Source organism: Burkholderia metallica (genome assembly GCF_001718555.1).
In the GTDB taxonomy this organism is placed as follows: Bacteria; Pseudomonadota; Gammaproteobacteria; order Burkholderiales; family Burkholderiaceae; genus Burkholderia; species Burkholderia metallica.
The window spans coordinates 1,774,362-1,801,034 of the sequence record NZ_CP013403.1; the positions used below are offsets into that span (position 1 = coordinate 1,774,362).

Genomic DNA, 26,673 nt, shown 5'->3' on the forward strand with positions numbered 1-26,673 from the left:
AATTCGACAGGTAAACTTGCAAGTTTGCCTGTCGTGTTCTATGATCCGCCGCATGAACCCGCCACGCAAACCCGGCGTTTCCGCCGATACCGTCGCCGCCGAGCTGACCCTCGCGGTCGGCCAGTTGATCCGGCGGCTGCGCTCCGAGGTCGATTCCGAAGGGCTCGGCATGTCGCAGACGAGCGCGCTCGCGCGACTCCAGCGGCATGGACCGATGACGACCGCCGATCTTGCACGCGCCGAAGCGATGAAGCCACAGTCGATGAAAGCGATTCTCGCGAGCCTCGAGGAAGACGGTCTCGTCGAGCGCGAACCGCATCCGACCGACGGCCGCCAGATCCTGTTCCGGCTGACCGCGGCCGGCCTCGACGCACGACTCAAGCGCAACGCCGCGAAAAACAAATGGCTCGGCGCCGCGATCGCGCAACTCGACCCCGACGACATCGCCACGCTCGCCGCCGCGATCCCGTTGATTCGTCGCATCGGCGAGCCCTGAACCCGGCCTGCGCGCGAGCGCATCCGCGCGCACGGCTTTCCTCGTCCCTTTCACGGAGTCCCATCATGAGCGTAACCCGCCTCGATACGAACACGGCCCTCGTCGTCATCGACCTGCAGAAAGGCATCGTCGCCCTCCCCACCGCGCACCCGGTCGCGCCGGTGATCGCGCACGCCCGCACGCTGCTCGACGCATTCCGCAGCCGCGGCCTGCCGGTCGTGCTCGTCAACGTCGCGGGCGTCGCGCCAGGTCGCAACGAGCAACCGCCGCGCACGGCGCCGCTCCCGGCCGACTGGGCCGAACTCGTGCCTGAACTGAACCGGCAGCCGGACGACCACGTCGTAACGAAGAAAACCTGGGGCGCGTTCACCGGCACCGGCCTCGACGCGCACCTGAAGGCGGCCGGCGTCACGCAGATCGTGCTGACCGGCGTCGCGACGAGCATCGGTGTCGAATCGACCGCCCGCCAGGCGCACGAACTCGGCTACAACGTCACGCTCGCCGTCGACGCGATGACCGACCTCAACGCCGATGCACACGCGAACAGCGTCGAGCGCCTGTTCCCGCGCCTCGGCGAGACGGGCACGACGCAGGACATCGTCGCGCTGCTCGACCGGCGCGGCGCGTGAGCGGCGAGCGCACGCAACCGGCGCCGGGCCGCGCGGCCGGCCGGCTCGATCCGTCGATCTGGAAGGTCGGCGCGGTCGCGACGCTCGGCTCGCTGCTGTCGCAGCTCGACGCGACGATCGTCAACGTGTCGCTGTCGAGCCTCGCGACCGACCTGCACGCGAGCCTCGCGACGATCCAGTGGGTGACGAGCGGCTACCTGCTCGCGCTCACGCTGGTGCTGCCGCTGAACGGCTGGCTCGTCGACCGGATCGGCGCGAAGACGCTGTACCTGTGGTGCTTCTCGGCGTTCACGCTCACGTCGGCACTGTGCGGGCTCGCGTGGTCCGCCTCGTCGCTGATCGCGTTTCGCGTGCTGCAAGGCGTGAGCGGCGGGCTGCTCGCACCGATGGCGCAGATGATGATCGCGCGCGCGGCCGGCCAGCAGATGGCGCGCGTGATCGGCTACGCGGCCGTGCCGGTGCTGCTCGCGCCGATCCTCGGCCCGGTCGTCGCCGGCGCGATCCTGCAGCACGCGTCGTGGCGCTGGCTGTTTCTCGTGAACCTGCCCGTCGGCGTGCTCGCGCTCGCGCTGGCCGCGCGGTTCCTGCCCGGCGACCGCGACGACACGCGGCCGCGCGAACTCGACTGGGTCGGCCTCGCGCTGCTGTCGCCGGGGCTCGTGCTGTTCCTGTACGGCATCGAGCGGATCGACGAAGCGCCCGGCATCGCGGCGATCGTCGCGTCGGCGTGCCTGCTCGCGGCGTTCCTGTGGGTCGAAACGCGGCGTGGCGACCACGCGCTGATCGACCTTGCGCTGTTTCGCCGCAAGGTGTTCGGCGCGGCCGCGGCGACGCAGTTTCTGTCGAACGGCGCGCTGTTCGCGGGCCAGATGCTGATCCCGGTGTTTCTGATCCAGGCGTGCGGCCGCACGCCCGGCGAAATGGGCTGGCTGCTCGCGCCGATGGGCCTCGGCATGCTCGTCACGTATCCGTCGATGGGCGCGCTGACGAGCCGGTTCGGCGTGCGCCGGCTGGCCGCCGCCGGCGCGATGCTCGCGCTGCTCGCGACGCTGCCGTTCGTGTTCCTCGCGCTGACCGGCTACGATCCCTACCTGCTCGTGCCGGCGCTGTTTCTGCGCGGCATGGGCCAGAGCGCGATCGGCGCACCGTCGATCGCCGCCGCGTATGCATCGGTCGAGCGCCGCAACCTGCCGATGGCGACGACCTCGCTCAATATCGTGCAGCGTCTCGGCGGCCCGACCTTCACGACCGTGTGCACGCTGTTCCTCGCGTGGCGGCTGCAGGCCGAATCGGTGGCGAGCGGCGGCACGCAGGCGAACGCGTATGCGTGGGCGTTCGGGCTGCTCTGCGTGCTGCACGCGGCGAGCTTCGTCACGACACTGCGGCTGCCGCTGTGGTCGACCGGTGCGGGCGGACCCTCCACGGGCGTCGCGCGCGCCGGTTCGCGCTGAGTGCGCAACGCGGCGCCGCGCGTGCGGCGTCGTGGGGCAACGCTACGGCAGCCACGTCGGCAAGATCGACACCACGAGCAGCACGCCGAGCCCCCACCGCCTTCATCGCGAACTGCAACGCGAGCAGCACACGCCGGCCGCGACGCAACTCGCGCGCCTGCGCCCGGCGGCCTGGCGCCAGCCCGCTACACGACGCCCGGTTCCTGCGGCGCCGGCGTCGTGCCGGCGGCCTCGAGCGCCTGATGCAGCGTCGGGAAAACGCGCGACGCGCCGACGACGCCGGTGATCCCGTGACGATCCATGTCCGCGCGCAGGTAGCGATTGACGCGCCCGAACAGCACGCCGATCCCGCGTGCGTGCAGCATCCGGACGAGCTCGACCAGCGTCCGCGCGGCCGAATAGTCGACGTCGGTGATCGCGCCCGCATCGACGACGAACCAGCGCGTCGGCACCGGTGCCGCATCGACGAGCTCCGTCACTTCGGCGGCGAACCGATGGTCGTTCGCGAAGAACAGGTCGGCGCCGAACCGGTAGACGATCAGCCCGGGCGCCGTCATCGCGCCGCGCCGCGTGGGCACCGGCTGCCACCGGCCATTGCCTTCGACGGGTTCGAGCACCATCGTGTGCGGCTGGTAGCTGTGGCGCACGTGCCGCAGCAGCGACAGCGCGACGGCCAGCAGAATGCCGTGCTCGACGCCGACCGTCACGACGGCCGCGGCCGTCACCAGCGCGAGCGTGAATTCGCCGGGGCTTTCCTTGCGAATCGCGGCGAGGCTGCGCACGTTGATCAGCCCGAGCGCGATCGTGAACACGATGCCGGCCAGCACCGCATGCGGCAGGTACTGCAGATACGTGCTGAAGAACAGCAGGACCACCGCCACCACGGCCGCGAACGCGAGATGCCCGATCTGGCTGCGCACGCCCGCGCCGTCGGCCATCGCCGTCTGCGTCGGGCTGCCGTTGACGACGAACGCGCCGCCCACCGCCGCAGCCGCATTCGCGGCCGCGAGGCCGAGGATGTCGGCGTTGGTGTCGACGTCCTCGCCATACTGCTGCGCGAACACGCGCGCGGCGGCCGCGCTCTGCGCAATGATCATCACGAAGCAGGACGCCGCGACCGGCACGAGATCGAGGCACTGCTGCCACGTGACGGACGGCCAGCGCAACGGCGGCAACCCGCCAGCAACCGGCCCGAGCACCGCGATGCCGTGCGCGGCGAATCCGAACGCGGCGCTTGCCGCGATGCTGCCCGCGACCGCGATCATCGGCATCGGCACGCGCGGCAGATACCGCTTGCACGCGAGAATCGCGACGACGACGAGCGCCGCGAGCGCGAACGTCGGCCGGTTCGTGTGGACGAGATGCGTGACGACGTAGTCGAGCTGCGCCACGCTGCGCGACGCCGGGTACGGCACGGCCAGCCCGAGCATGTCGCCGAGCATCGCGATCGACAACTGCACGCCGACGCCGGCAAGAAAGCCGACCAGCACCGTGCGCGACAGGAAATCGGCGAGGAAACCGAGCTTGAAGATGCGCGCGAGCAGCAGCATCGCGGCGGTCAGCAGCGCGACCATGCCGGCCAGCGCCACGTAGTCGGCGCTGCCGGGCGGCGCCATCGACGACAGCCGACTCGCGAAGATCGTCGCGGTCGCGGAATCGGCGGCCACCACCAGATGCCGCGACGCGCCGAAGCACGCGAACGCGACGAGCGGCAGGAACACCGTATAGAGGCCCGTGACGGCCGGCATGCCGGCAATGCGCGCATAGCCGAGCACCTGCGGGACGTCCATCGACGCGAGCGAAATGCCCGCGAAGATGTCGCGAACGGCCCCGCCACGGCGGATCGGGAGGATGCCTTGCAGCAGCCGCACGCGCGACGGGCGCGTTTCGTTGGAATCTTGCATGCGTGAATTGCGTGAATTCGGGGTGACGGGGTTCGCGAAGCCGTTCGCGCATCGTGCCCGGCGCAGGCATCGCGGGGCAAGTGCGCGAAGAACGCGCGTGTCGCTCACCGTCGGCGCATGGGCCGCGCAACGACGAACGGCGCGCCGACGAGCGTTGCGACGCCCGCATGATTGCACGGATCGCCGGTCGCGCGCATCGAAGCGCGACGGCCCGCGCTGGCGGCATCGCGCCGGGGTCGGGCCGGCGTGCGGCGCATCCTGCAACGTGCTCGTACGACCGCTTGCGGTGAAGCGTTTTCATCGCCGCCCCTCACCTCGTTACAGAGGACACCTGCATAACGGTGAGAAGATTCGGGAGCCGCGCACCCCGCGTTCACGACAACGCGCATGGAACCCGATGGCACAATCACGGTCCCTTTCATGTGCCCTTCACCGGGCGCGCGCCGCGCCGCGGCGCCGATTCAACGCATCAGAAGGACCCTGCTTGCCCCTATGACCCTGAACGAATCCTGGTTTGCGCCGCTCGTCGGTACCCTCGTCCTGCTCGCCGCCGCCGGCGCGATCACCACCGTCGTCCATTTCCTGCTGTTCCGCGTGGTCGCGCGCGTCGCGCGCCGCTCCGCCACACGCGTCGACGACGCGCTGTTCGAGTTCGGCGCATTCAAGTGGCTGAACCGCATCGTCCCGTTCGTCGTGATCAAGCTCGGGCTCGGCGTGGTGCCCGGCATCCCGGTCGGGGCCGCGCAGGCTGCCGACAAGGTGCTGTTCGCGCTGATCGTGTTCCTCGTGACGATGACCGTCAGTGCGACGCTCTCGGCGCTCGAACATACGCATCGCACTTACCAGCGCGATCAGCACGACCAGCCGCGCCTGTCGCTGAAAGGCGCGATGCAGCTCGTCAAGCTCGTGATGTTCATCACGGCCGCGCTCGTCGTGATCGGCGACGCGACCGGCAAGCAGATCGGCCTGCTGCTGTCCGGCATCGGTGCGATGTCGGCGGTGCTGATGCTGATCTTCAAGGACACGCTGCTCGGCCTCGTCGCCGGCGTGCAGCTGTCGTCGAACGACATGCTGCGGATCGGCGACTGGATCACGATGCCGTCGGCCGGCGCGGACGGCACCGTGATCGACATCACGCTGAACACCGTGAAGGTCGCGAACTTCGACCACACGATCATCACGGTGCCCACGTGGAAGCTGATCACCGAGAGCTATCAGAACTGGCGCGGGATGACCGAAGCCGGTGGCCGCCGCATCAAGCGCGCGCTGTTCGTCGACGCGACGAGCGTGCGCTTTCTGACCGACGACGAAATCGAACGGCTCGAACGCCTGACGCTGCTGAAGGATTATCTCGAGGACAAGGTCGATGCGATCGCGCAGTGGAACGGCACGCTCGGCGCGGCCGGCGACTGCGCGGCGAACCGCCGCCAGCTGACGAACCTCGGCACGTTCCGCGCGTACGTCGCGAACTACCTGAACGGCCATCCGCGCATCCGCCGCGACATGACCTGCATGGCGCGGCAACTGCCGCTCACGGCCGAAGGCATTCCGCTCGAACTGTACTGCTTCACCGACACGACGACCTGGGTCGACTACGAAGCCATCCAGGCCGACCTGTTCGACCACCTGATCGCCGTGCTGCCGGAATTCGGGCTGCGCGTGTACCAGCATCCGTCGGGCTTCGACATGCGGCAGATGGTCGGCGCCGCGCAAACCGCGCTGCAGGCGCCACACGCGGGTTGACGTAGGCGGCAGCCGGTGAGCGGCCGCCGCCCCGCCCTCAGCGCGCCGCGCACTCCGACGCGAGCCGGCCGAGCACCTTCAACGCTTCCTCGATCTGGCGCGACCACGGATAACTGTAGTTGAGCCGGATGAAATGCCGGTAATCGGTGCCGGCCGAGAACATGTGCCCGGGCCCGACCGTGATCCGCTGCGCGAGCGCGAGCGCATACAGCTTCATCGCGTCGACCTGCGGCGGCAGCTCGACCCACAGCACGTAACCGCCCTGCGGCTGCGACAGCCGCGTGCCTTCCGGAAAGAAACGCCGCACCATCGCGCTCATCAGGCTCGCCTGCTGCGCGTACTGCTTGCGCATGCGCCGCAGGTGGAAATCGTAGCCGTCGTGTTTCAGGTACTCGGCAATCGCGAGCTGCTCGATCGCGGGCGTCGCGAGCGTGTTCAGGAATTTCAGCTTCTCGACCTGGTCGCGGTAGCGGCCCGGCATCGCCCAGCCGATCCGGTAGCGCGGCGACAGGCTCTTCGTGAACGACGCGCAATGCAGCACGAGCCCGTCGCGGTCGAACGACTTCAGCGCGCTCGGCGTCGTGTCGCCGAAGTGAAGCTCGTGATAGACGTCGCTCTCGATCGCCGGCACGCCGTGCTTCGCCAGCAGTTCGACGAGCGCGCGCTTGCGTTCATCGGGCATCTGGAAGCCGAGCGGATTCTGGAAGTTCGGCATCACCATGCACGCGGCGATGCGCTCGCTCTCGAGCACCCGTTCGAGCGCGTCGAGATCGATGCCGTCGCCCGGGTGCGTCGCGATTTCCAGCGCACGCATGCCCATCCGCTCGATCGCGTGCAGCATCGCGTAGAAGGTAGGCGACTCCACCGCGATCGTGTCGCCCGGTTTCGCGACGGCCTGCAGGCACAGGTTGATCGCCTCGGTCGCGCCGATCGTCATCACGATCTCGCCGGGTTCGACCGCGATCCCGCGCTCCGCATAACGCCGCGCGATCTGGCGAATCAGTTCCTGGTTGCCCGGCGGCAGATCGTCGATCACGCCCCAGCGCGTGCGACGGCGGCCGATCGTCTGCGCATAGCGTGCGAGACGCTGCACCGGAAACTGCGACGCATCGGGATACGGCGAACCCAGCGGCACCGCGTCGTCGCGCGCGATCGAGCGCAGCGTCGACAGCACCAGCCGGCTCACGTCCACCGCCGACGGCTCGGCGGTCGGCGCCGACGTGTGCAGCTCGGCCTCGGCCGGCGCCGCGGCGCGTGCGCGGACGAAATAGCCCGATTGCGGCCGGCTTTCGATCAGCCCGCGGCTTTCCAGCACGAGGTACGCGCGCAGCACGGTCGTGACGCTGAGCTGCTGCTGCCGGCTCGCCTGCCGCACCGACGGAATCCGCTCGCCGGGCCGGTACACGCCGCGCTCGATCTGCGCGTGGAGCTCGTCGGCCAGTTGTTCGTAACGCTTCACGCGCCTCCCTTTCAACTTCCCTTCAACGATACAGTTGCGATCCGTACTGCCTGAATGGCCGAAACTGTACTCTTTTTTGAAGTGAACAGGTGTACACACAGCCGGACGGGGGCCGCGCGTACTCTGCAGCCATCGACCCCGACACCCGCATCATGAAAAAGAAATCCGCCACCGCGCGCATCGAACCGTACACCCACCCGGCCGCCGGCTGGGGTGCGCTCAAGGCCGTCACGATCAATCTGATCAAGGAAAAGGTCGCCGGCGGCAACTACCGCACGCTGCTGCGCCAGAACCAGCCGGACGGCTTCGACTGCCCGGGGTGCGCGTGGCCCGATCGCCAGCACGCATCGACGTTCGAATTCTGCGAAAACGGCGTGAAGGCCGTGGCCGCCGAAGCGACGAGCAAGCGCGTGACGCCCGACTTCTTCGCCGCGCACACGGTCGCCGAGCTGCTCGAACAGTCGGACTTCGAACTCGAACAGCACGGCCGGCTCACCGATCCGATGGTGTACGACGCGCAGACCGACCGCTACGTCCCGATCGCGTGGGACGACGCGTTCGCGCTGATCGCGCGCCACCTGCGCGCGCTGCCCGACCCGAACCAGGCCGCGTTCTACACGTCCGGCCGCGCGAGCAACGAGGCGGCGTTCCTGTACCAGCTGCTGGTGCGGCTCTACGGCACGAACAACTTCCCCGACTGCTCGAACATGTGCCACGAGGCGACGAGCCGCGGGCTGCCGGCGTCGGTGGGCGTCGGCAAGGGCACCGTCACGCTCGACGATTTCGAGCACGCGGACACGCTGCTGATCTTCGGCCAGAACCCGGCCACCAACCATCCGCGGATGATGGGCGAGCTGCGCGAATGCGCGAAGCGCGGCGCGACGATCGTGTCGATCAACCCGCTGAAGGAGCGCGGCCTCGAACGCTTCGCCGATCCGCAAAGCCCGCTGGAAATGCTGACGATGTCGGGCACGAAGATCGCGTCGACGTTCATCCAGCCGACGATCGGCGGCGATTTCGCGCTGATCAAGGGGATCGCGAAGCGCGTGCTCGAACTCGACGACGCCGCGCGCGCCGCCGGCACGCCGCGCGTGCTCGACACCGCGTTCATCGACGAACACACGGCCGGCTTCGACGCGTTCGCCGACGATCTGCGCGACGAAAGCTGGTCCGCGCTGACGGCCGAAAGCGGCGTGCCGTACGAACAGATCGACGGCCTCGCGCAGCTTTATGCGCGCAGCGAACGCGTGATCGCGACGTGGGGGATGGGCATCACGCAGCACAAGCATTCGGTCGCGACCGTGCAGATGCTGACGAACCTGATGCTGATGCGCGGCAACATCGGCCGCCCCGGCGCCGGCCTGTGCCCGGTGCGCGGCCACTCGAACGTGCAGGGCAACCGCACGGTCGGCATCGAGGAGAAGCCGTCGCATGCGTTCCTCGACCGGCTCGGCCGCGTGTTCGATTTCGAGCCGCCGCGCCACCACGGCTACGACGTCGTCGAGACGATCGAAGCGATGCTCGACGGCCGTGTGAAGGTGCTGATCGGCCTCGGCGGCAACTTCGCGATGGCGACGCCCGACACGCCGCGCACGTGGGAAGGCATGCGCCGCTGCGACCTGTCGGTGCACATCACGACGAAGCTGAACCGCAGCCACCTGATCCACGGCCGCGACGCGCTGATCCTGCCGACGCTCGGCCGCACCGAAATCGACCTGCAGGACAACGTCGCGCAAGGCGTGACGGTCGAGGATTCGATGAGCATGGTCCACGTGTCGTACGGGATGAACAAGCCGGCGTCGCCGAACCTGATGTCGGAGCCCGCGATCGTCGCGCACATCGGCCACGCGCTGTTCGGCAGCGGCAAGATCGACTGGCTCGCGTACAAGGACGACTACGCGAAGATCCGCGACGCGATCGAGGCGACGCTCGACGGCTTCTACGACTACAACACGCGCATCGCGCGGCCGGGCGGCTTCCATCTGCGGGTGGCGTCGCGCGACCGCGAGTGGCTCACGCCGACGGGCAAGGCGAACTTCATCGCGCACGCGCTGCCGGCCGGCACGCCGATCCAGCGCGCCCGCGCGCTGCACGGCGAACGGCTGATGACGCTGATGACCACGCGTTCGCACGACCAGTACAACACGACCGTCTACGGGCTCGACGACCGCTATCGCGGCGTGTTCGGCCAGCGCCGCGTGGTGTTCGCGAACCGCGACGATCTCGCGATGCTCGGCCTGAAGGCCGGCGAATGGGTCGACATGGAAACCGTGTGGCACGACGGCATCGCGCGGCGCGCGGACGGCTTCCTGCTCGTCGAATACGACATCCCGCGCGGCTGCATCGGCGCGTACTACCCGGAAACCAACCCGCTCGTGCCGCTCGACAGCGTCGGCGACGTGTGCAACACGCCGACGTCGAAGTCGATTCCCGTGCTGCTGCATCGCGCGGCCGCGCCGGCGTCGATCGCCGCCTGACGGAGCACGGCGATGATCGTTCGGCCGCGCGAGCACTGGCTGCGGATGCTGCTCGTCTGGAACGGTTCGGTACTGCCGACCATCCTGCCGCAGCTCCTGCTGACGCTTGCGATCAGCCTGGTCGCGGTATGGGGCGGCGGCCGCGTGCTCGGCGAGAAGGTGCCGCTGAACCCGACGCCGTTCACGCTGATCGGCCTCACGCTCGCGATCTTCGCCGGGTTCCGCAACAACGCGAGCTACGAACGCTATCGCGAGGGCCGGCAGCTGTGGGGCGGCGTGCTGACCGCGACGCGCACGCTGGTGTCGCAGGCGCTCTGCTACGGCGCGATCGATCGCGACGAGGCCGCGCAGCGCGCGTTCGTGCGCAAGGTCGTCGCGTTCGTCCATGCGCTCAAGCATCAGCTGCGCGGCACCGATCCGGACGCGGACCTGCGCGGGCTGCTCGACGGCGCGACCTGCGCGCGCATCGCCGCGTCCCGCTTCCGCCCGATCGTCATCGTGCACGAACTGCGCGAAGCGTTCGCCGCGCGCGCCGATGCGGGCCGCCTCGCCGACACGCGCCTGTGGATGCTCGACGCGCGCCTCGACGAGCTGGTGGCGATGGTGAGCGGCTGCGAGCGCATCGCGTCGACGCCGATCCCGTTCTCCTACGACGTGCTGCTGCACCGGACGATCTATGCGTACTGCGTGCTGCTGCCGTTCGGCCTCGTCGATTCGATCGGCGCGGCGACGCCGTTCGTCACCGTGTTCGTCGCCTATACGCTGATCGCGCTCGACGCGATCGCGCATGCGATCGCCGAACCGTTCGGCGACGGGCCGAACCATCTCGCCCTCGATGCGATGACGCGCCAGATCGAGCGCACGCTGCTCGAACTGAACCGCGAGCCGCTGCCGGCGGAAGTGACGCCCGTCAACGCGTATCACCTCAGCTGACGGGCGGGCCGCCGCCCGCGCGCGTCAGTCGCGCCGTCAATCGTCGCGGCCGCTCAGAAAGCCGTCGTGCGCGGCCGCCGTATCCGCGATCGTTCTCAGCAACACCGCGCCGCGCAGCAGCGCGCGGCCATCGTCGCTGTCGACCTCGGTCACGCGCCGCAGCAGCACCCGGGCCGCCGCATGGCCGGCCCGCGCGAGCCGCGCGAAATCCGCGTGCCCGATCCGCCCCCGCACCACCGCGACCGCACGGCGCGCCGCCGGCTCGCGGGTTGCAAGCGCGGCCAGCGCCAGCAGGCTGTCGCCGATCGTCCAGGCCGCGAGCAGGTCGCGCACGTCGCGTTCGATCAGCGCGGCCGGCAGACGGCCCGCGAACCCGAGTTCGCGTCCGATACGATCGGCCGTGCGGCTCAGCCACGCGCTCGCTTGCCAAGCCCGCGGATTGTGCGCGATCCGCGCGAGGTCGTCGCGCACCGCGCGATGCAGGCGCCGCCGGCTCGTGCCGGCGTCGCCGGGAAACACGAGCGCGAACACCAGCGCGCCGAACGCGATGCCGAGCAGCGTCGCGAGCGCCGAATTGAGAAAGGCGGCGTCGCCGATGCGCGCGGTATTGTCCGGCGACGTGAAATTCCAGAAGAAGATCGAGAAGCCGCTACCGATGCCGGCCGTGCGCGGATTGCGCATCGCGATACCGGTGCCGATCATGAACACGCCGAGGATGGTCGCGAGCATCTCGAAGCCCGACACGGCCGGCAGTAGCACGAAATTGCAGAGCGCGCCCGCGACCGCCGCGCAGCCCGCGCCTTTCAGGAAACCGAGCGTGGCACCGACCGAGTTCGGGCGCGTCGAGAACAGCGCGCAGACCACGCCCGTGATCGCGACGAACCCGGCGCCCGACGGCCACGCGGTGACGATCCACAGCGCTGCCGCGATCAGCACCGCGACGAACGCGCGAAGCCCGTTGTGCCACGCGAGCACCGGATCGCGGTGAAACGCATAGCGCACGCGCGACGCCGGCGGATTCGGCCGCGCCAGTTGCACCTGGCCCGCATACGCGGCGTCGAACCCGGCGACGAGCGCCGCCAGCCGGTCGAGCGTGAGCAGGCGCGACGGGTCCGAGCCGGCCGGCTCCGCGGCCTCGGCGCGCATCGCGTCGTCCACGCGCGCACGCAATGCGGCCAGCGCCGCACCCGCGTCGCCCCGCGCGGCCACGCCGTCGAGCACCTGAGCGGTATCGGCGATCAACGGGTCCGGCGTGCCGCCGCTGCGCGCCGCGTGCTCGTGCAGCGCCTGCCCGGCGGCCTGCGCGGACAGCACGCCGAGCACCGCCGCACGGAGATGGCCGATCGCATTGCGCACCGACGGCTCGCCCGCGGCCGCATACTCGGCTGCCGTGTCGAGTGCGAGCGCCTCCACGAACAGCCGGTGCACGGCCGCGCCGTTCGGCTCGCGGCGCAGCGCGCCCGCGCCGACGGCCACCGCGCGGTCGAGATAGCGCGCGAGCCGCGTGCGGACGTCGGCCAGCGGCGAGCCCGGCGCGAACACCGTCTCGAACGCCGCGCCGCACAGGATGCCGACCACCACGTACAGGAATCGCGCGGTCGCGATGTCGAATGCGTGCAGCGGCGCGGCCACCGCGTCCATCGCGATGATCGCCGCCGTATAGCCGGCGAGCACCGCCGCATACGCACGAAAATTGCGCAGGAAGGTCGCGACGCCCGCGCACAAGCCGATCCACGCGGCGAGCGCCGGCAGGAACAGCTCCGGCGTCTGCGCGAATGCGCCGGTCAGCACGAGCGCGACGACCGCGCCGATCGCGGTGCCGAGAATCCGGTACTGGCTCTTCGACAACCCCATTCCGCGGCTGCCCTGCGCGACGATCCACACCGTCGACGCGGCCCACTTCGGGTCGTCGAGATTCATCCGGAACGCGATGTAGAGCGCGAGCAGCGACGCCGCCGTGTTGCGCAACGCGAAGCCGACGGCGCCGGGCGGCAGCGCGGGCCACGTGTCGCGCAGCGCGGTGCGCACGGCCGCGAGCGGCGGCAGGGAGGGCAAGGCGAATTTCATCCGGCGAGCATACGGGCGCGCGCCGCCGCCACTAAGAGGCTCGGACAGGATGCGTTATTGCACCGGGCAGGATAATCGCCGCCGCATGAAGCGATTCGGCCGGCGCAGGTAAGATGCCCGCACACCGAACACGGAAGCACCCCGTATGGATTTCGAAAGCATCCGGATATTCCTGCGCGTGGTCGAGCGCGGCAACTTCACCGCCGCCGCCACGCATCTCGACATGCCGCTCAGCCGCGTGAGCCGCAAGGTCAAGCAGCTCGAGGACGACCTCGGCGTCCAGCTGCTGTACCGGACCACGCGCCGCGTCTCCGTCACCGAGGCCGGACGCGACTACTACGAGCGCTGCCTGCGCGCCGAGGACATCCTGCTCGACGCGGACCGTCAGGCCCGTGCGCTGCGCACAGCGCCGGAGGGCACGCTGCGCGTGCTGGTGCCCTACTCGATCGGCCTGTTCGAACTGGAGCCGGCACTCGCCGAGTTCCGCCGGCGCTACCCGCTGGTCCAGCTCGTGCTGATCTACGACAACAGCGCGCTCGATCTCGTCGAGCACGGCTTCGACGTCGCGCTGCGCGCGGGCGTGCTGACCGACTCCAGCTACATCGCGCGCTCGCTCGGCTGGTCGCAGGCGAAGCTCGCCGCGAGCCCCGCCTATCTCGACCGCGCCGGCCGGCCCGCCACGCCGCAGGATCTCGCGCAACACGACCTGCTGCTGGTCGGCCGCGACGCGCCCGGGCTGACGCTGCGGCTCACCAACGCGGCCGGCGACGTGGCCGACGTGCCGGTGCGGCCGGTGCTGATCACCAACGAATCGGTGACGGTGCTCCGCCAGGCCGCGAGCGGCGGCGGCATCGCACTCGTCTCGACGCACTACACGGCCCGCCGGCTCGAACGGAACGAACTCGAAATCGTGCTGCCCGACTGGCACCGCAGCGACGACGTCGAGCTGCACGTGCTGTATCCGCGACGCGCGACCCTCGACAGCAAGGTGCGCGCGTTCGTCGATTTCCTCGCGGAAGTGTTCACCGCATGGCGAGCCGCGCCGTAACCGGTGCGGTTCGCCCACCGATTATTGCGCGACGCGAAATCGATTAATGAGCCGCCCCGTGTTGATGGCGGCTCGCCACATCGTTAGCCTGTCGCGATGCACAACGACTCCACACGCAACGGCAGCCGCCTGAGCGCTGCCCGCAGGCGCGTCACGCGCGTCCCGCCTTCCTGACCGGCCGTATCCGGCCTCGCGAAGCCCGCCACGGCTTCGTGCTTCCGATCGAGCAGCACGTTGCGCGCGTCGGCCCCGGTACCGGGCCGCGTCACGCGCCGTGACCCTTTCCGTCCAGCCGCCCGAGCGCGCGTGCGCCGCGTTGCCGCGTGCACGCGCGTGCGCGGCGGCGCGTGCCCGCCGCAACCGGCGGCCCGCATCCGTCCCTACCGTTCGCAGGAAACCCATGTCCGCTCCGTCCTCTTCAGCGCCGCTATCGGGCGGCCGCCTCGCGATCGGCACGATCGCGGTATCGCTCGCGATGTTCATGAACGTGCTCGATTCGTCGATCGCGAACGTCGCCATCCCGACGATCTCGGGCGACCTCGGCGTGTCGGTCGACGAAGGCACGTGGGTGATCACGATCTTCGCGGCCGCGAACGCGGTGTCGATTCCGTTGACGGGTTGGCTCACGCAGCGCTTCGGCCAGGTGCGCCTGTTCGTCACGGCGATCCTGCTGTTCGTGTTCGCGTCGTGGCTGTGCGGGATCGCGCCGAACCTGCCGACGCTGCTCGCCGCGCGAATCCTGCAGGGCGCGGTGGCAGGCCCGCTCGCGCCGCTGTCGCAGGCGCTGCTGCTCGGCGCGTGGCCGCGGCAGAAATCGTCGAGCGCGCTCGCGCTGTGGTCGATGACGGCGCTCGTCGGCCCGATCGCGGGGCCGTCGCTCGGCGGCTGGATCACGTACGACTACAACTGGTCGTGGATCTTCTACATCAACATCCCGGTCGGCTTCTTCGCGGCGGCCGTCACGTGGCTCGTGTTCCGCGACCGCGAATCGGCGACGAAACGCATGCCGATCGACACCGTCGGCCTGCTGCTGCTCGTGCTGTGGGTCGCATCGCTGCAGATCATGCTCGACAAGGGCAAGGATCTCGACTGGTTCAACTCGCCCGTCGTCGTCGCGCTCGGCATCGTCGCGCTGATCGGCTTCGCGTTCTTCCTCGTGTGGGAACTGTACGAGGCCAACCCGATCGTCGACCTGCGGCTCTTCACGCAGCGCAACTTCGCGGGCGGCACGATCGCGATCTCGGTCGCGTACGGGATGTTCTTCGGCACGCTCGTATTGCTGCCGCAGTGGATGCAGGGCTACCTCGGCTACCGCGCGGTCGACTCCGGGCTCGCCACCGCGCCGCTCGGGGTGTTCGCGATCCTGCTCACGCCGGTCATGGGGCGCCTGCTGCCGCGCACCGATCCGCGCTACATCGCGACGCTCGCGTTCGTCGGCTTCGCGGTCGTGTTCATGATGCGCACGACGTTCTACACCGACGTGTCGCGCTGGGATCTCGTGCTGCCGACGTTGCTGCAGGGCATCCCGATGGCGATGTTCTTCGTGCCGCTGACGTCGATCATCCTGTCCGGGCTGCCGCCTGAAAAGATCCCGGCCGCCGCCGGCCTGTCGAATTTCGGCCGCACGTTCTGCGGCGCGGTGGGCACGTCGCTGATCAGCAACGCGTGGAACGACCGCACGATCCTGCATCACGCGCGGCTCACCGAACAGGCGAGCGTCACCAACCCGATCTTCGCGCAGCAGGTCGACACGACGCGTTCGCTGCTGCACCTGAGCCCCGATTCGGCGCTCGCGTTCTTCAACGCGTCGGTCGATTCGCAGGCGGCCGTAATGGGATTGAACGACATCTTCTACGTGTCGGCGATCATCTTCGTCGCGATCATTCCGCTCATCTGGATCACGAAGCCGACACGCTCGGGCGGCGGCGATGCCGATGCGGCGGCGGCCGGCGCGCATTGATCCGCCCGCGCGACCACCGGGCCCCGCGCCGCACACGCCGGGGCCCGCGCCGTTTTCCGCAGACGTAATAAAGACTTGCAATCGATACAGGCGGAAACGTCAACAGCCGGTGCCCGCTCCGCGTTTTCTGAACAAGCGCCCACGATCCGGACGCACAACGACAGGAGAAAACACCATGCGAGCCCTCACCCGCCATCTCGCGATCGCCGCCACCCTGATGTCGGTGCTGACCGGCACCGCGTTCGCCGACACGCCGTGGCAGCAGGCGCATCCGCGCCGCGAAGAGGTCAACCAGCGCCTCGCGAACCAGAATCGCCGCATCCATCACGAAGTGAGGGAAGGCGAGATGTCGCACGCGCAGGCCGCACGCCTGCACCGCGACGACCGCAAGATCCGCCAGGAAGAGCGGGACATGGCCGCGCAGGATCACGGCCACATCACGAAGAGCGAAAAGCACGTGCTGAACCAGCAGGAAAATGCGGTCAGCCACCAGATCGGCCAATAAGAGCGACAACACCGGCAAGTGCCCATTCGCCACTGCCTGAACGCCCGCTGCCGCCGCGCGGCAGCGGGTGCTTGTTGTGTATCGAATCGTTTCAACGCGCCAGCGCCGTCGCATGCCGCGGGTATACTCCGTCGTCAGCCGCCTGCCGCATCGTCGTCCGTCACGAACGGCCCGATTCCGGGCGGTTTCGTCGCGAAGCTTCGCGTTTCGCCTACCCCGCGCCCCAGCCTCGATACGAGACACCCGACGACCGCCATGAAACGATTCCTGCTGTTCGTTCCCGCCGCCCTGCTCGCCGCGTGCGGTTCCGCTCCGTCGCCCGACTCGGCCGCCGCCTCCGGTGCGGCGCCGATGATCTACGTGGCGTCGCAGCGTCCTGCCTATGCGATCGCGAACTGCCTCGACAGCCGCCTGTCGGGCACCGAGCAATCGCAGCACAACGGCGTGACCGATATCTCCGTCGGCTCGAACTCGTACTTCGTCACGCTGACACCGTCGGGCAACGGCGCCGTCATCAAGGTCGTGCGCGGCTCGGGCAACGAGCCGGCCGAGGAAGCGATGCGCTTCGCGATCGCGCGCTGCGCGATCTGACCTAAGCCTGCCGAGGCCGGGCGCCTGCCCGGCTCGCTGCTGCGCGCCACCCCGTCGGCGCGCGCGCCGAATATTTTCACCCGGGCGGCCGTCGATGAGAGAATCGCACCCACGATTCCCTTTCAACGGAGCCCGCATGAAGCACCTGCTGTCCCGGCTGTTCGTCAGCGCCGCGCTCGTCGCGCTTGTTCCGGCGCTGCCGGCGCAGGCCGCCACGCCGCCCGGCATCTTCGTCGTCGCCACGCAGCTCGGCGAATTCACGACCCTCGACCCGAGCGGGATCTACGAGCTGGTGCCGTCCGAGTACGTCGCGAACACCTACGAACGCCTGGTGCGCGTCGACCTGAAGGACCCGACGCGCTTCGACGGGCAGATTGCGCAATCGTGGACGGTCGGCGCCGACGGCGTGACCTACACGTTCAAGCTGCGCCCCGGTCTCACGTTCCATTCCGGCAACCCGGTGACCGCCGACGACGTCGCGTGGTCGCTGCAACGCACCATCCTGCTCGACAAGGGGCCGGCCGGCGTGCTCGCCGATCTCGGCCTGACGAAGGCGAACGTGGCACAGAAGGTGCGCGTGGTCGACCCGCAGACCGTCGTGCTCGAAACCGACCGCAAGTACGCGCCGAGCTTCGTGCTCAACGTATTGAGCGCGTGCCCGGCATCGGTGTTCGACAAGAAGCTGCTGCTGTCGCACCAGCAGGGCAACGATTTCGGCAGCGGCTGGCTGCGCACCAACGACGCGGGCTCGGGCCCGTACCAGCTCGTCAAGTGGACGCCGAACGAAACCATCGTGCTGCAGCGTTTCGACAAGTACCGCACGCCGTACCCGATGAAGCGCGTCGTGCTGCGTCACGTGCCGGAAGCGTCCGCGCAGCGGCTGCTGCTGGAGAACGGCGACGCCGACGCCGCACGCAACCTGAGCCCCGACAGCCTCGCCGCGCTGTCGAAGGCCGGGAAGATCAAGGTCGCGTCGTGGCCGGTGTCCGCGCTGCTGTACCTGAGCCTGAACACGAAGAACCCGAACCTCGCGAAGCCCGACGTGCAGCAGGCGATGAAATGGCTCGTCGACTACGACGGCATCCAGCGCAACATCGTCAGCACGACTTACAAGGTGCATCAAACCTTCCTGCCCGAAGGCTTCCTCGGCGCGTCGAACGCGCGGCCTTACAAGCAGGACGTCGCGAAGGCGAAGGCGCTGCTCGCGAAGGCCGGTTTGCCGAACGGCTTCGACGTGACGATGGACATGCCGAACGACTATCCGTACCTCGAGATCGCGCAGGCGCTGCAGGCGAACTTCGCGCAGGGCGGCATCCGCGTGAAGCTGATTCCGGGCGATGCGAAGCAGGCGATCGGCAAGTATCGCGCGCGCCAGCACGACATCTTCATCGGCGAATGGTCGCCCGACTACATGGACCCGAACAGCAATGCGCGCGGCTTCGCGTGGAATCCGGACAATTCCGACCAGTCGCCGACGAAGATGCTCGCGTGGCGCAACAGCTGGGACATTCCGCAACTGACGAAGGACAGCGAGGCCGCGCTCGTCGAGCCGTCGCCCGCGAAGCGCGCGCAACGTTACGAAGCGCTGCAGAAAGCCGTGCTCGCGAACTCGCCGTTCATCATCATGTTCGAGAAGGTCGTGCAGGTCGCGACGCGCCCCGGCGTGACGGGGCCGGAAATCGGGCCGATCAACGACCTCGTGTCATACCGCACGCTCGCGAAATAATCGCGGCTGCCCGCGCAGCCGGCACCGCCGGCTTGCGGGTAATCGCCGCGGCCGCCGCGCCCGCGCCGTGCCGGGCCGCGGCCGGCGATCTACAATGGCAGGCGCCGCGGGACACCCGCGCCGGGCACACGTAACGGGGAAACCACATGCATTCGAGCGAGCACGCGGTCTGCGTGGCGATCAACGACAACAACCGCGCATGGTATGAAATGCTCGTCCCGTTCCTGCTGTCGCTGCGGCACACGGGCTACGACGGCCGGGTCGCGGTGATCGGCTACGGCCTGTCCGAACGCAAGCGGCAGATCCTCGCGAGCCAGTCGGTCGACGTGATCGAAGCGTCGGGCGCGTATGCGCTGCCGGTCGGCCGCTTCATCGAAGCCGCCGAGTACTGCGCGCGCCACCCGCACATCCGCAAGCTCGCGCTGTACGATGCCGACATCTGGTTCTGCGCGCCGGCGTTCGACCTGTTCTCGCAGATCGGCGACGACCGGCTCCACGCGTGCCCCGACCCGCTGTTCTGCACGTTCGTCGTCACGCCGCTGATCGGCGAGCGGCGCGACCATCACTGGCGCCTCGTCGTCGACGAAGTCAACGCGCGCCACGGCGGCGCCCTGCAGGCCGGGCTCGTCGCCGGGACCGCCGACGCGTGGGCCCGCTACGCCGGCCACCTGCGCGACTGCATCGCCCGCATCGGCACCGATTTCCAGGAATGCTTCGGGATCGATACGACGTTCCTGCACCTGTGGAGCGCCAAGGGCGAAACGACGCTGCTCGATCCGGTGCAGAACTTCGTCAGCAAGTACGGCATTCACGAAGCATTCGATACGGGCACCGGCACGACGACGCTCCGGTATCACGGCGAACCGATCCGCGCACTGCACATGACCGGCGATATCCGCTTCCTCGACCGGTGGCGCTACTACGCGAATCACGTCGGCGTCGCGCTGCGCGACGGCGCGCCGTTCGCGCTGTCGGACGGCACGCCGGCCCGCTCCGACGCGCTCGCCGCCCGCATCGCGGCGACCGACTACGTGCGCTCGGCCGGGCTGACCGTTGCGGCCGCCGCGATCGAGGCCGGCGCGGGCGCGTACCTGCAGGCGATCGACGAACCCGGCGGCACGCTGCTGATCGGCAGCGGCAACCACGAAATCGTGTTCACCGCGACCCGCGACATCGCGCGGTTGCACGTGTACGTCACGCACCCGTCCGGCTCGCCGTCGCCGCTGCTGTGCGAAGTGCTGGTCGACGGGCACGCGCAGCCCAAGGGCACCGAGCTGATGGCGCATTTCTGGTATCGGGTCGCGGCCGGCACCGTCGTCACGCTGCGCTCGACGAGCCTCGGCGGCCAGCAATGCAACGCGATCTGGCGGCTGCGCGAAGCGCCGGACATGCAGCAGTAGGCGCCGGCCCGCTGCCGTTCAATTGAAGGCCGCCCACACCAGGTACGCGTTCAAGCCGACGATCACGACCGTCGCCGCACCGGCGACGAGCCGCAGCGGCATCCGCATCGCGTGCGCCCCCATCACGTCGGTGCGTGCCGACAGCATCAGCAGCGCGATCATCGGCAGCGGCAGCACGAAACTCAGCACGACCTGGCTCGCGACCATCGCGCGCGTGACGTCGCAGCCGAGCGCGACCACCGCGAACGCCGGCGCGATCGTCACCGCGCGCCGCACCCACACCGGCATGCGGCGGCGGATGAAGCCCTGCATCACGACCTGCCCGGCCATCGTGCCGACCACCGAACTCGACACGCCCGACGTCAGCAGCGCGACGAGAAACAGCGCGCCGGCCGCCGGCCCGAGCACCGGGATCAGCGTGTGATACGCGTCGCCGATGTCGGTCATGCCCGGCGCGCTCGCATGAAACGCCGACGACGCCATCATCACCATCGCGAGATTCACGAACCCGGCCAGCCCGAGCGCGACGACGACCTCGCGATTCGAGAAGCGCACGAGCCGCCGACGCTCCGCGTCGTCGCGCGGCGCGGTGCGGCTCTGTGTGAGCCCCGAATGCAGATACAGCGTATGCGGCATGATCGTCGCGCCGATGATCCCGACCGCGATCGTCAGCGCCGCATGATCCGGGATCTGCGGGACGACCAGGTGGAACGCGGCCGCGTGCCAGTCCTGCGGCGCGATCAGCAGTTCGCCGAGATAGCACGCGCCGATCACGCCGACCAGCGCCGCAATGGCGGCTTCCAGCGGCCGGAAGCCGCGCGTTTCGAGCGCGAGGATCGCGCAGGTCGCGAGCGCCGTCGCGACCATCCCCGCGAACAGCGACAGGTGACACAACAGGCCGAACGCGAGCGCGCCGCCGAGGAATTCGGCGAGGTCGGTCGCCATCGCGGCGATCTCCGACGCGGCCCACATGCCCCACACGACCGGCGCGGGAAAGCGGTCGCGGCACAGCTGCGCGAGATTGCGTCCGGTCACGATGCCGAGCTTCGCGGACATCGCCTGGAACAGCATCGCGATCGCGTTCGCGGCCAGCACGACCCACAGCAGCCGGTAGCCGTACGCGGCGCCGGCCTGGATGTTGGTCGCGAAGTTGCCCGGGTCCATATAGCCGATCGACGCGATCACGGCCGGGCCGACGAACGGCAGCAGCGCGGCGACGCCGGTGCGGCGCCCTTCCAGCGCGGCACGCGCGGCGCCGTCGGTACGCTCGGGAGGCAGGCCCGGCAGCGCGAGGCCGCCGGCAGGTTTGCTCGTGACGGGAATCATGATGGGGTTCCGTTCGAATGAGGAAGACTGCGTGAAGGTCGGGCGCCGTGGCCGGCAGGCCGCGTGCCGGCCGCGGCACCGCGAACGCCGCGTTACAGCGGCACGACGTCGGGACGGTTGCGCGGAAACTGCGCGATCACGTCGGGCGCGACGTTCAGGTGCGCTTCGACGAGTTGCGGCGGCGTATGCGCGAGCCAGTCGGACAGCGACACTTCCGCGTAGCGGTCGGTCTTGAAAATCTCGAGGAACACCAGATCGGTGTTGCCGGTGTTCTGCACGTAGTGCCCGAGGCTCTTCTTCACGTAGCCGACGTCGCCCGCGCGGAAGTCGGCCGTCTGCGCCTTCGGTCCGGTGTCGAACACGGTCATCCGTGCGTCGCCCTGCAGGTAGTACTGCCATTCGTCCGCGTTCGGGTGCCAGTGCAGCTCGCGCATGCCGCCCGGGTGGACGGTCACGAGCGCCGCCGCGACTGTGGTCGACACGTTGAAGTTCGTGCTGTCCGCGATCCGCACTTCGCCGCCGCGGGTTTTCCTGACCGGCTTCATGTCGCCGAGCGAGAACACGAACGGATGCGGCGGCGCCCCGGCCGACGATGCCGACGCGCGCTGCGCTTGCGCGAGCGGGCCAGGTTCGTCGCCCTGGAAGATCCACAGGTTGTCGAGCGGAATGTTCCTGAATGCGTCGGCCGGCACGCCGAAGTTGAGCGCGAGCACGTCGGGCGGCGTGTGCGCGATCCAGTCGGTGAGCAGCAGCGTGTTGAATTCGGACGCGCGGCCGTTATCGAACGCGAGCAGGAATTCGGCGCCGTCGGTGCCGAGGCCCTGCAGCGAATGCGGCAGGCCGGGCGGGAAATACCAGAGATCGCCGGTTTTCACGTCCTGCACCGACGGCCGCCCGAGTTCGTCGAGCACCGTGATCCGGCAGCGGCCGTCGAGCATGATGGCCCACTCGGCCTGCTGGTGCCAGTGCATCTCGCGAATGCCGCCGCGCGTCAGGCGCATGTTCACGCCGGAAATGGTTTCGGAAATCGCAAAATCGTCCTGCGTGACTTCGCGCGCCCATCCGCCATTTTGAATGCGTTTATGCGCATTATTGAACGACGCCCAGAATAACGGCATGCCGTTGATATCGGTGGCCGGCGGGTCCTGAAAGGACGGAAATTGATTCGCGATGGCCGGATTTTTTGGCCCCGGGTCGGTCAGGCTCTGGCGGTTGCGCGCATTCACCGCGCCTTCCGGCGGGCGGTCCGGATTGCCGAACGAAGCCGCCTTGGCCGATACCGCGATACCCGCGGCGGCAATGGCGCCGGCCGTTCCCGCCAGCATTTTGCGTCGAGAAAGATTCGTCATGGTTTCCTCTTCATGCCTGCAATTGAGCGAATTTCCATTACGGAACACATGCCGTTTTTCGAATTATCGAAAATCGAACATCCCGTGACGCAAGTTAAATCCAAATCCCCTGAAAACTTAAATGAATTATTAACCTGAATTAATGATTTAATCTGATCCGCTTTAACTTTGTAATGATTCACGCGCTGAGGTGTATGAAGTTCGTGCGCGGTCGCGATGCAATTCATTCGATCCGGATAACTGATCGAATGGTGCGAAACGGACATTTTTCGATACGTCGAATGTCGCCCCCCCCCGGGTCGAGCCGGGATGCTCTTCCCCGCCACCGCCCCTGCTTTCGACCCTATCACCTACCCTCCGGCCATAGTTTTTATCCGCTGGCGCGAATGATTTTGGCTTTGTTAGATGGATGACATTCGATCATCAAACGACAACAATCTAACAGCCAATGACCTGTGCGTTCGCTCACACCGTCGAATCCCGCTATGCGGAGTTGACGCCGACTGCCAAGCGCATCGCGAGCTACATGCTCGCGAACCTCGACCGGCTCGGGCTCGAGACGGCCGACCAGATCGCGCAGCAAGCCGGCACCAGCGGCATTTCGGTCGGGCGCTTCCTGCGCAGCGTCGGCTACCGCAATCTCGACGACCTGAAGCGCGAACTGCGCGGCGGCGGCGATCGCCCGTGGATGATCACCGACCGGCTCGACGAATACCGCCGCGTCGCGGGCACGGCACCGGCCGCACCCGACGGCAACGGCCGTGAAAGCCCGCTCGCGGCGTCGCTCGAGCGCGAGCTCGATGCGATCCGCCACGTGTACCGGCTCGCCGAAGGCCCGGTGTTCGCGCAGGTGGCCGACCGGATCGCCGATGCAGACGCCGTGTTCATCCTCGGCATCCAGTCGACGCGCGGGATCAGCAACGCGTTCAGCAGCTACCTCGAATACCTGCGCCCGCGCGTGTTCTATTCGGACGGCCAGTCGGGCTCGTACGTCGATTCGCTGAACTCCGAATTCGAGCGGCCGTACTGCATCGTCACCGATACACGCGCGTATTCGCGCAGCGCGCGCCGCTATTGCCAGGCGGCCGCCGAGCGCGGGCAGCCGTTCGCGCTGGTCACCGATCTGTCGTGCCCGTGGGCGCGCGACTGGCCGGCCGATCTGTTGCAGGTGAAGACCGACGTCGGCCAGTTCTGGGATTCGCTCGCGCCGCTCACCTGCCTGTTCAACCTGCTGATCACGGCCGTGGTCGACCGTCTCGGCCCCGCGATCGACCGGCGCGTCGCGCGCAACCGCGAACTGCAGCGCACGTTCGATCAATTCGAATCCTGAATGCAAGTGCCTTCCCAACCGCCGATGAACGCTCACCGCCTCGTTGAAATCACGCCGGCCACGCATCGCGTCGACATCGATCTCGTCTACGCGACCGACCGCAACCTGACCGGCAAGCCGATCTACCGCCACGCGCACTGCCTGCTGCTGGAGCCGGCCGAAGCCGCGCTGCGCCGCGCAGTGGACATTGCCGCGCAGGCCGGCTTCACGCTGCGCATCTACGACGCGTACCGGCCGCCGCAGGCGCAGCAGGTGCTGTGGGATTTCCTGCCCGATCCGAACTTCATCGCCGACCTCGGCCGCGGCTCGAATCACAGCCGCGGCACCGCGCTCGACCTGACGCTCGTCGGCGCGGACGGCGAACCGCTCGACATGGGCACCGGCTTCGACGAGATGGTCGCCGAATCGGGCCACTTCCACGCGGGGCTGCCCGTCGCCGTGCAGCGCAACCGCCTGCTGCTGCTCGGCGTGATGCACGCGGCCGGCTTCGCGCACATCGACAGCGAGTGGTGGCACTACGAATTACCGGGCTCGCACGCGCTGCCGCAGATCGACGCTGCCGACAGCGCCCCGTGGCACCTGATGTAACGGCCACATGCATCCCCTTCACCGTTCACGTTCAACGACTTCAACGACTTCAACGACTTCAACGACAGATGGAGCGCACATGAAATTCCCGACTTCCCGGCTCGTCGCGGCGCTGGCCGCCGCGTCCGTGCTCGCCGCCGTCCCGCTTTCCGCCGCGCGCGCGGAAACGCCGAAGGACATGTTCGTGATGGCCACGCTGCTCGACGAATTCACGACGCTCGACCCGGGCGAGATCTACGAGCTGGTGCCGGAGGAATACGTGGCGAACACGTACGACCGGCTCGTGCGCGTCGACCTGCGCGATCCGTCGAAATTCAACGGCGACGTCGCGCAGTCGTGGACGGTCAGCACCGACGGGCTGACCTACACGTTCAAGCTGCGGCCCGGCCTCAAGTTCCACTCGGGCAATCCGCTGACGGCCGACGACGTCGCGTGGTCGATCCAGCGCGCGGTGCTGCTCGACAAGGGCCCGGCCGCCGTGCTGACCGGCATCGGGCTCACGAAGGCGAACGTCGTCGCCAACGTGAAGAAGCTCGACGACCTGACGGTATCGGTCACGACCGACCAGAAATACGCGCCGACGTTCGTGCTGAACGTGCTCGGCTCGTGGCCCGCATCGGTGCTGGACAAGAAGCTCCTGCTGTCGCACCAGCAGGGCAACGACTTCGGCAACGCGTGGCTCAAGACCAACGAAGCCGGCTCCGGCGCATACAGGCTGGTGAAGTGGACAGCCGGCGACAGCCTCGTGCTGCAGCGCTTCGACGGCTACCGGCTGCCGCTCGCGATGAAACGCATCGTGCTGCGCCACGTGCCCGAAGCCGCAAGCCAGCGCCTGCTGCTGGAGAACGGCGACGTCGACGCGGCGCGCGACCTGAGCCCCGACGATCTGGCGTCGGTCGTGAAGTCCGGCAAGGCGAAGGTGTCGGCCTCGCCGCAGGCGACGCTGCTGTATCTCGGCCTGAACACGAAGAACCCGGCGCTCGCGAAACCCGACGTGCAGGAAGCGCTGAAGTGGCTCGTCGACTATGCGGGCATCCAGGGCAACGTCGTGAAGACGACCTACAAGGTGCACCAGACTTTCCTGCCCGAAGGCTTCCTCGGCACGCTGAACACGAACCCGTACAAGCTCGACGTCGCGAAGGCGAAGGCGCTGCTCGCGAAGGCCGGCGTACCGAACGGCTTTTCGGTGACGATGGACGTGCGCAACGATTATCCGTACACCGAAATCGCGCAGGCGGTGCAGGCGAATTTCGCGCAGGCCGGCATCAAGGTGCAGCTGATCCCCGGCGACAACAAGCAGACGCTCGCGAAATACCGCGCGCGCCAGCACGACATCTACATCGGAGAATGGTCGGCCGACTACATCGATCCGCACAGCAACGCGCAGGGGTTCGCATGGAACCCCGACAATTCCGACAAGTCGAGCTATAAAATGCTGGCCTGGCGCAACAGCTGGGACATCCCGCAACTGACGAAGCAGACCGACGCCGCGCTCGCCGAGCCGACCGCCGCGAAACGCGCACAGCTGTATCAGGCGATGCAGAAGGAAGTGCTCGCGCGCTCGCCGTTCGTGATCATGTTCGAGAAGGTCGCGCAAGTCGCGACACGGCCCGGCGTGAGCGGGCTCGAAGTCGGGCCGATCAACGATCTCGTGTCGTACCGCAACCTGAAGAAGCAATAAGACTCGCCGC

The 26,673-nt window shown here is 68.4% G+C and carries 20 protein-coding genes; 15 read left to right on the plus strand and 5 right to left on the minus strand.

Annotation, left to right across the window (positions count from 1 at the left end; genetic code table 11):
• The first annotated feature begins 40 nt into the window (after positions 1-40).
• The 3 genes from WJ16_RS27575 (at position 41) to WJ16_RS27585 (ending at position 2,576) form a co-directional block, all read left to right on the plus strand.
• Positions 41-496, plus strand: coding sequence for a MarR family winged helix-turn-helix transcriptional regulator (locus WJ16_RS27575; RefSeq protein WP_084636121.1), 456 nt, complete (start codon positions 41-43; stop codon positions 494-496).
• 65 nt (positions 497-561) lie between these two features.
• Positions 562-1,125: a cysteine hydrolase family protein gene (locus tag WJ16_RS27580; protein WP_069260183.1), complete on the plus strand. Its 564-nt coding sequence runs from the start codon at positions 562-564 to the stop codon at positions 1,123-1,125.
• Positions 1,122-2,576, plus strand: coding sequence for a DHA2 family efflux MFS transporter permease subunit (locus WJ16_RS27585; protein ID WP_069260184.1), 1,455 nt, complete (start codon positions 1,122-1,124; stop codon positions 2,574-2,576). The genes WJ16_RS27580 and WJ16_RS27585 overlap by 4 nt, the downstream gene beginning before the upstream one ends.
• A gap of 185 nt (positions 2,577-2,761) precedes the next feature.
• Here the strand turns inward: WJ16_RS27585 and WJ16_RS27590 are convergent, their stop codons facing one another.
• Positions 2,762-4,480: a SulP family inorganic anion transporter gene (locus WJ16_RS27590; RefSeq protein ID WP_069260185.1), complete on the minus strand. Its 1,719-nt coding sequence runs from the start codon at positions 4,478-4,480 to the stop codon at positions 2,762-2,764.
• Between the two features lie 492 nt (positions 4,481-4,972).
• On the opposite strand from WJ16_RS27590, the gene WJ16_RS27595 reads away from it, so the two are divergent.
• The gene (locus tag WJ16_RS27595) at positions 4,973-6,223 is read left to right on the plus strand and encodes a mechanosensitive ion channel family protein (RefSeq protein ID WP_069260186.1); all 1,251 of its coding nucleotides are present in this window, start codon (positions 4,973-4,975) and stop codon (positions 6,221-6,223) included.
• A gap of 37 nt (positions 6,224-6,260) precedes the next feature.
• On the opposite strand, the gene WJ16_RS27600 is transcribed toward WJ16_RS27595, so the two are convergent.
• Positions 6,261-7,682: an aminotransferase-like domain-containing protein gene (locus WJ16_RS27600; protein ID WP_069260187.1), complete on the minus strand. Its 1,422-nt coding sequence runs from the start codon at positions 7,680-7,682 to the stop codon at positions 6,261-6,263.
• A gap of 152 nt (positions 7,683-7,834) precedes the next feature.
• Between WJ16_RS27600 and WJ16_RS27605 the strand changes: the two genes are divergently transcribed.
• Positions 7,835-10,159: an FdhF/YdeP family oxidoreductase gene (locus WJ16_RS27605; protein WP_069260188.1), complete on the plus strand. Its 2,325-nt coding sequence runs from the start codon at positions 7,835-7,837 to the stop codon at positions 10,157-10,159.
• Positions 10,160-10,171: 12 nt separating this feature from the next.
• On the plus strand, positions 10,172-11,092 hold the full coding sequence (locus WJ16_RS27610) for a bestrophin family protein (RefSeq protein WP_069260189.1): 921 nt from the start codon (positions 10,172-10,174) through the stop codon (positions 11,090-11,092).
• 36 nt (positions 11,093-11,128) lie between these two features.
• On the opposite strand, the gene WJ16_RS27615 is transcribed toward WJ16_RS27610, so the two are convergent.
• A complete protein-coding gene (locus WJ16_RS27615) occupies positions 11,129-13,159 on the minus strand; it encodes an FUSC family protein (RefSeq protein ID WP_069260190.1) in 2,031 nt (676 codons plus the stop codon).
• Positions 13,160-13,304: 145 nt separating this feature from the next.
• On the opposite strand from WJ16_RS27615, the gene WJ16_RS27620 reads away from it, so the two are divergent.
• The 6 genes from WJ16_RS27620 (at position 13,305) to WJ16_RS27650 (ending at position 20,389) form a co-directional block, all read left to right on the plus strand.
• Positions 13,305-14,207: a LysR family transcriptional regulator gene (locus tag WJ16_RS27620; protein ID WP_069260191.1), complete on the plus strand. Its 903-nt coding sequence runs from the start codon at positions 13,305-13,307 to the stop codon at positions 14,205-14,207.
• Between the two features lie 400 nt (positions 14,208-14,607).
• Entirely contained in the window at positions 14,608-16,167 is a 1,560-nt protein-coding gene (locus WJ16_RS27630) for a DHA2 family efflux MFS transporter permease subunit (protein WP_069260193.1), read from the plus strand.
• Between the two features lie 175 nt (positions 16,168-16,342).
• Complete coding sequence (locus tag WJ16_RS27635) at positions 16,343-16,672, plus strand: hypothetical protein (protein WP_069260194.1); 330 nt, start codon at positions 16,343-16,345, stop codon at positions 16,670-16,672.
• A 255-nt stretch (positions 16,673-16,927) separates the two neighbouring features.
• A complete protein-coding gene (locus tag WJ16_RS27640; protein ID WP_069260195.1) occupies positions 16,928-17,263 on the plus strand; it encodes a sugar ABC transporter ATPase in 336 nt (111 codons plus the stop codon).
• 136 nt (positions 17,264-17,399) lie between these two features.
• Entirely contained in the window at positions 17,400-18,989 is a 1,590-nt protein-coding gene (locus WJ16_RS27645; protein ID WP_069260196.1) for an ABC transporter substrate-binding protein, read from the plus strand.
• 146 nt (positions 18,990-19,135) lie between these two features.
• A complete protein-coding gene (locus WJ16_RS27650) occupies positions 19,136-20,389 on the plus strand; it encodes a hypothetical protein (protein WP_069260197.1) in 1,254 nt (417 codons plus the stop codon).
• 18 nt (positions 20,390-20,407) lie between these two features.
• On the opposite strand, the gene WJ16_RS27655 is transcribed toward WJ16_RS27650, so the two are convergent.
• Both WJ16_RS27655 and WJ16_RS27660 read right to left on the minus strand, forming a co-directional pair.
• Positions 20,408-21,715 carry an Nramp family divalent metal transporter gene (locus WJ16_RS27655; protein WP_069260198.1) on the minus strand — a complete coding sequence of 436 codons (1,308 nt, stop codon included), beginning with the start codon at positions 21,713-21,715 and terminating at the stop codon, positions 20,408-20,410.
• Positions 21,716-21,807: 92 nt separating this feature from the next.
• Positions 21,808-23,064: an oxalate decarboxylase family bicupin gene (locus tag WJ16_RS27660; protein ID WP_069260199.1), complete on the minus strand. Its 1,257-nt coding sequence runs from the start codon at positions 23,062-23,064 to the stop codon at positions 21,808-21,810.
• Between the two features lie 448 nt (positions 23,065-23,512).
• On the opposite strand from WJ16_RS27660, the gene sapR reads away from it, so the two are divergent.
• The 3 genes from sapR to WJ16_RS27675 all read left to right on the plus strand — a co-directional run bounded on the left by sapR (position 23,513) and on the right by WJ16_RS27675 (position 26,663).
• Positions 23,513-24,394: a sap1 transcriptional regulator SapR gene (gene sapR, locus WJ16_RS27665; protein WP_069260200.1), complete on the plus strand. Its 882-nt coding sequence runs from the start codon at positions 23,513-23,515 to the stop codon at positions 24,392-24,394.
• Between the two features lie 24 nt (positions 24,395-24,418).
• Positions 24,419-24,982 (plus strand): D-alanyl-D-alanine dipeptidase, encoded by a 564-nt coding sequence (gene ddpX / locus WJ16_RS27670; protein ID WP_069260201.1) that lies wholly within the window; start codon positions 24,419-24,421, stop codon positions 24,980-24,982.
• 79 nt (positions 24,983-25,061) lie between these two features.
• Entirely contained in the window at positions 25,062-26,663 is a 1,602-nt protein-coding gene (locus tag WJ16_RS27675; protein ID WP_069260202.1) for an ABC transporter substrate-binding protein, read from the plus strand.
• The last annotated feature ends 10 nt before the right edge of the window (positions 26,664-26,673 follow it).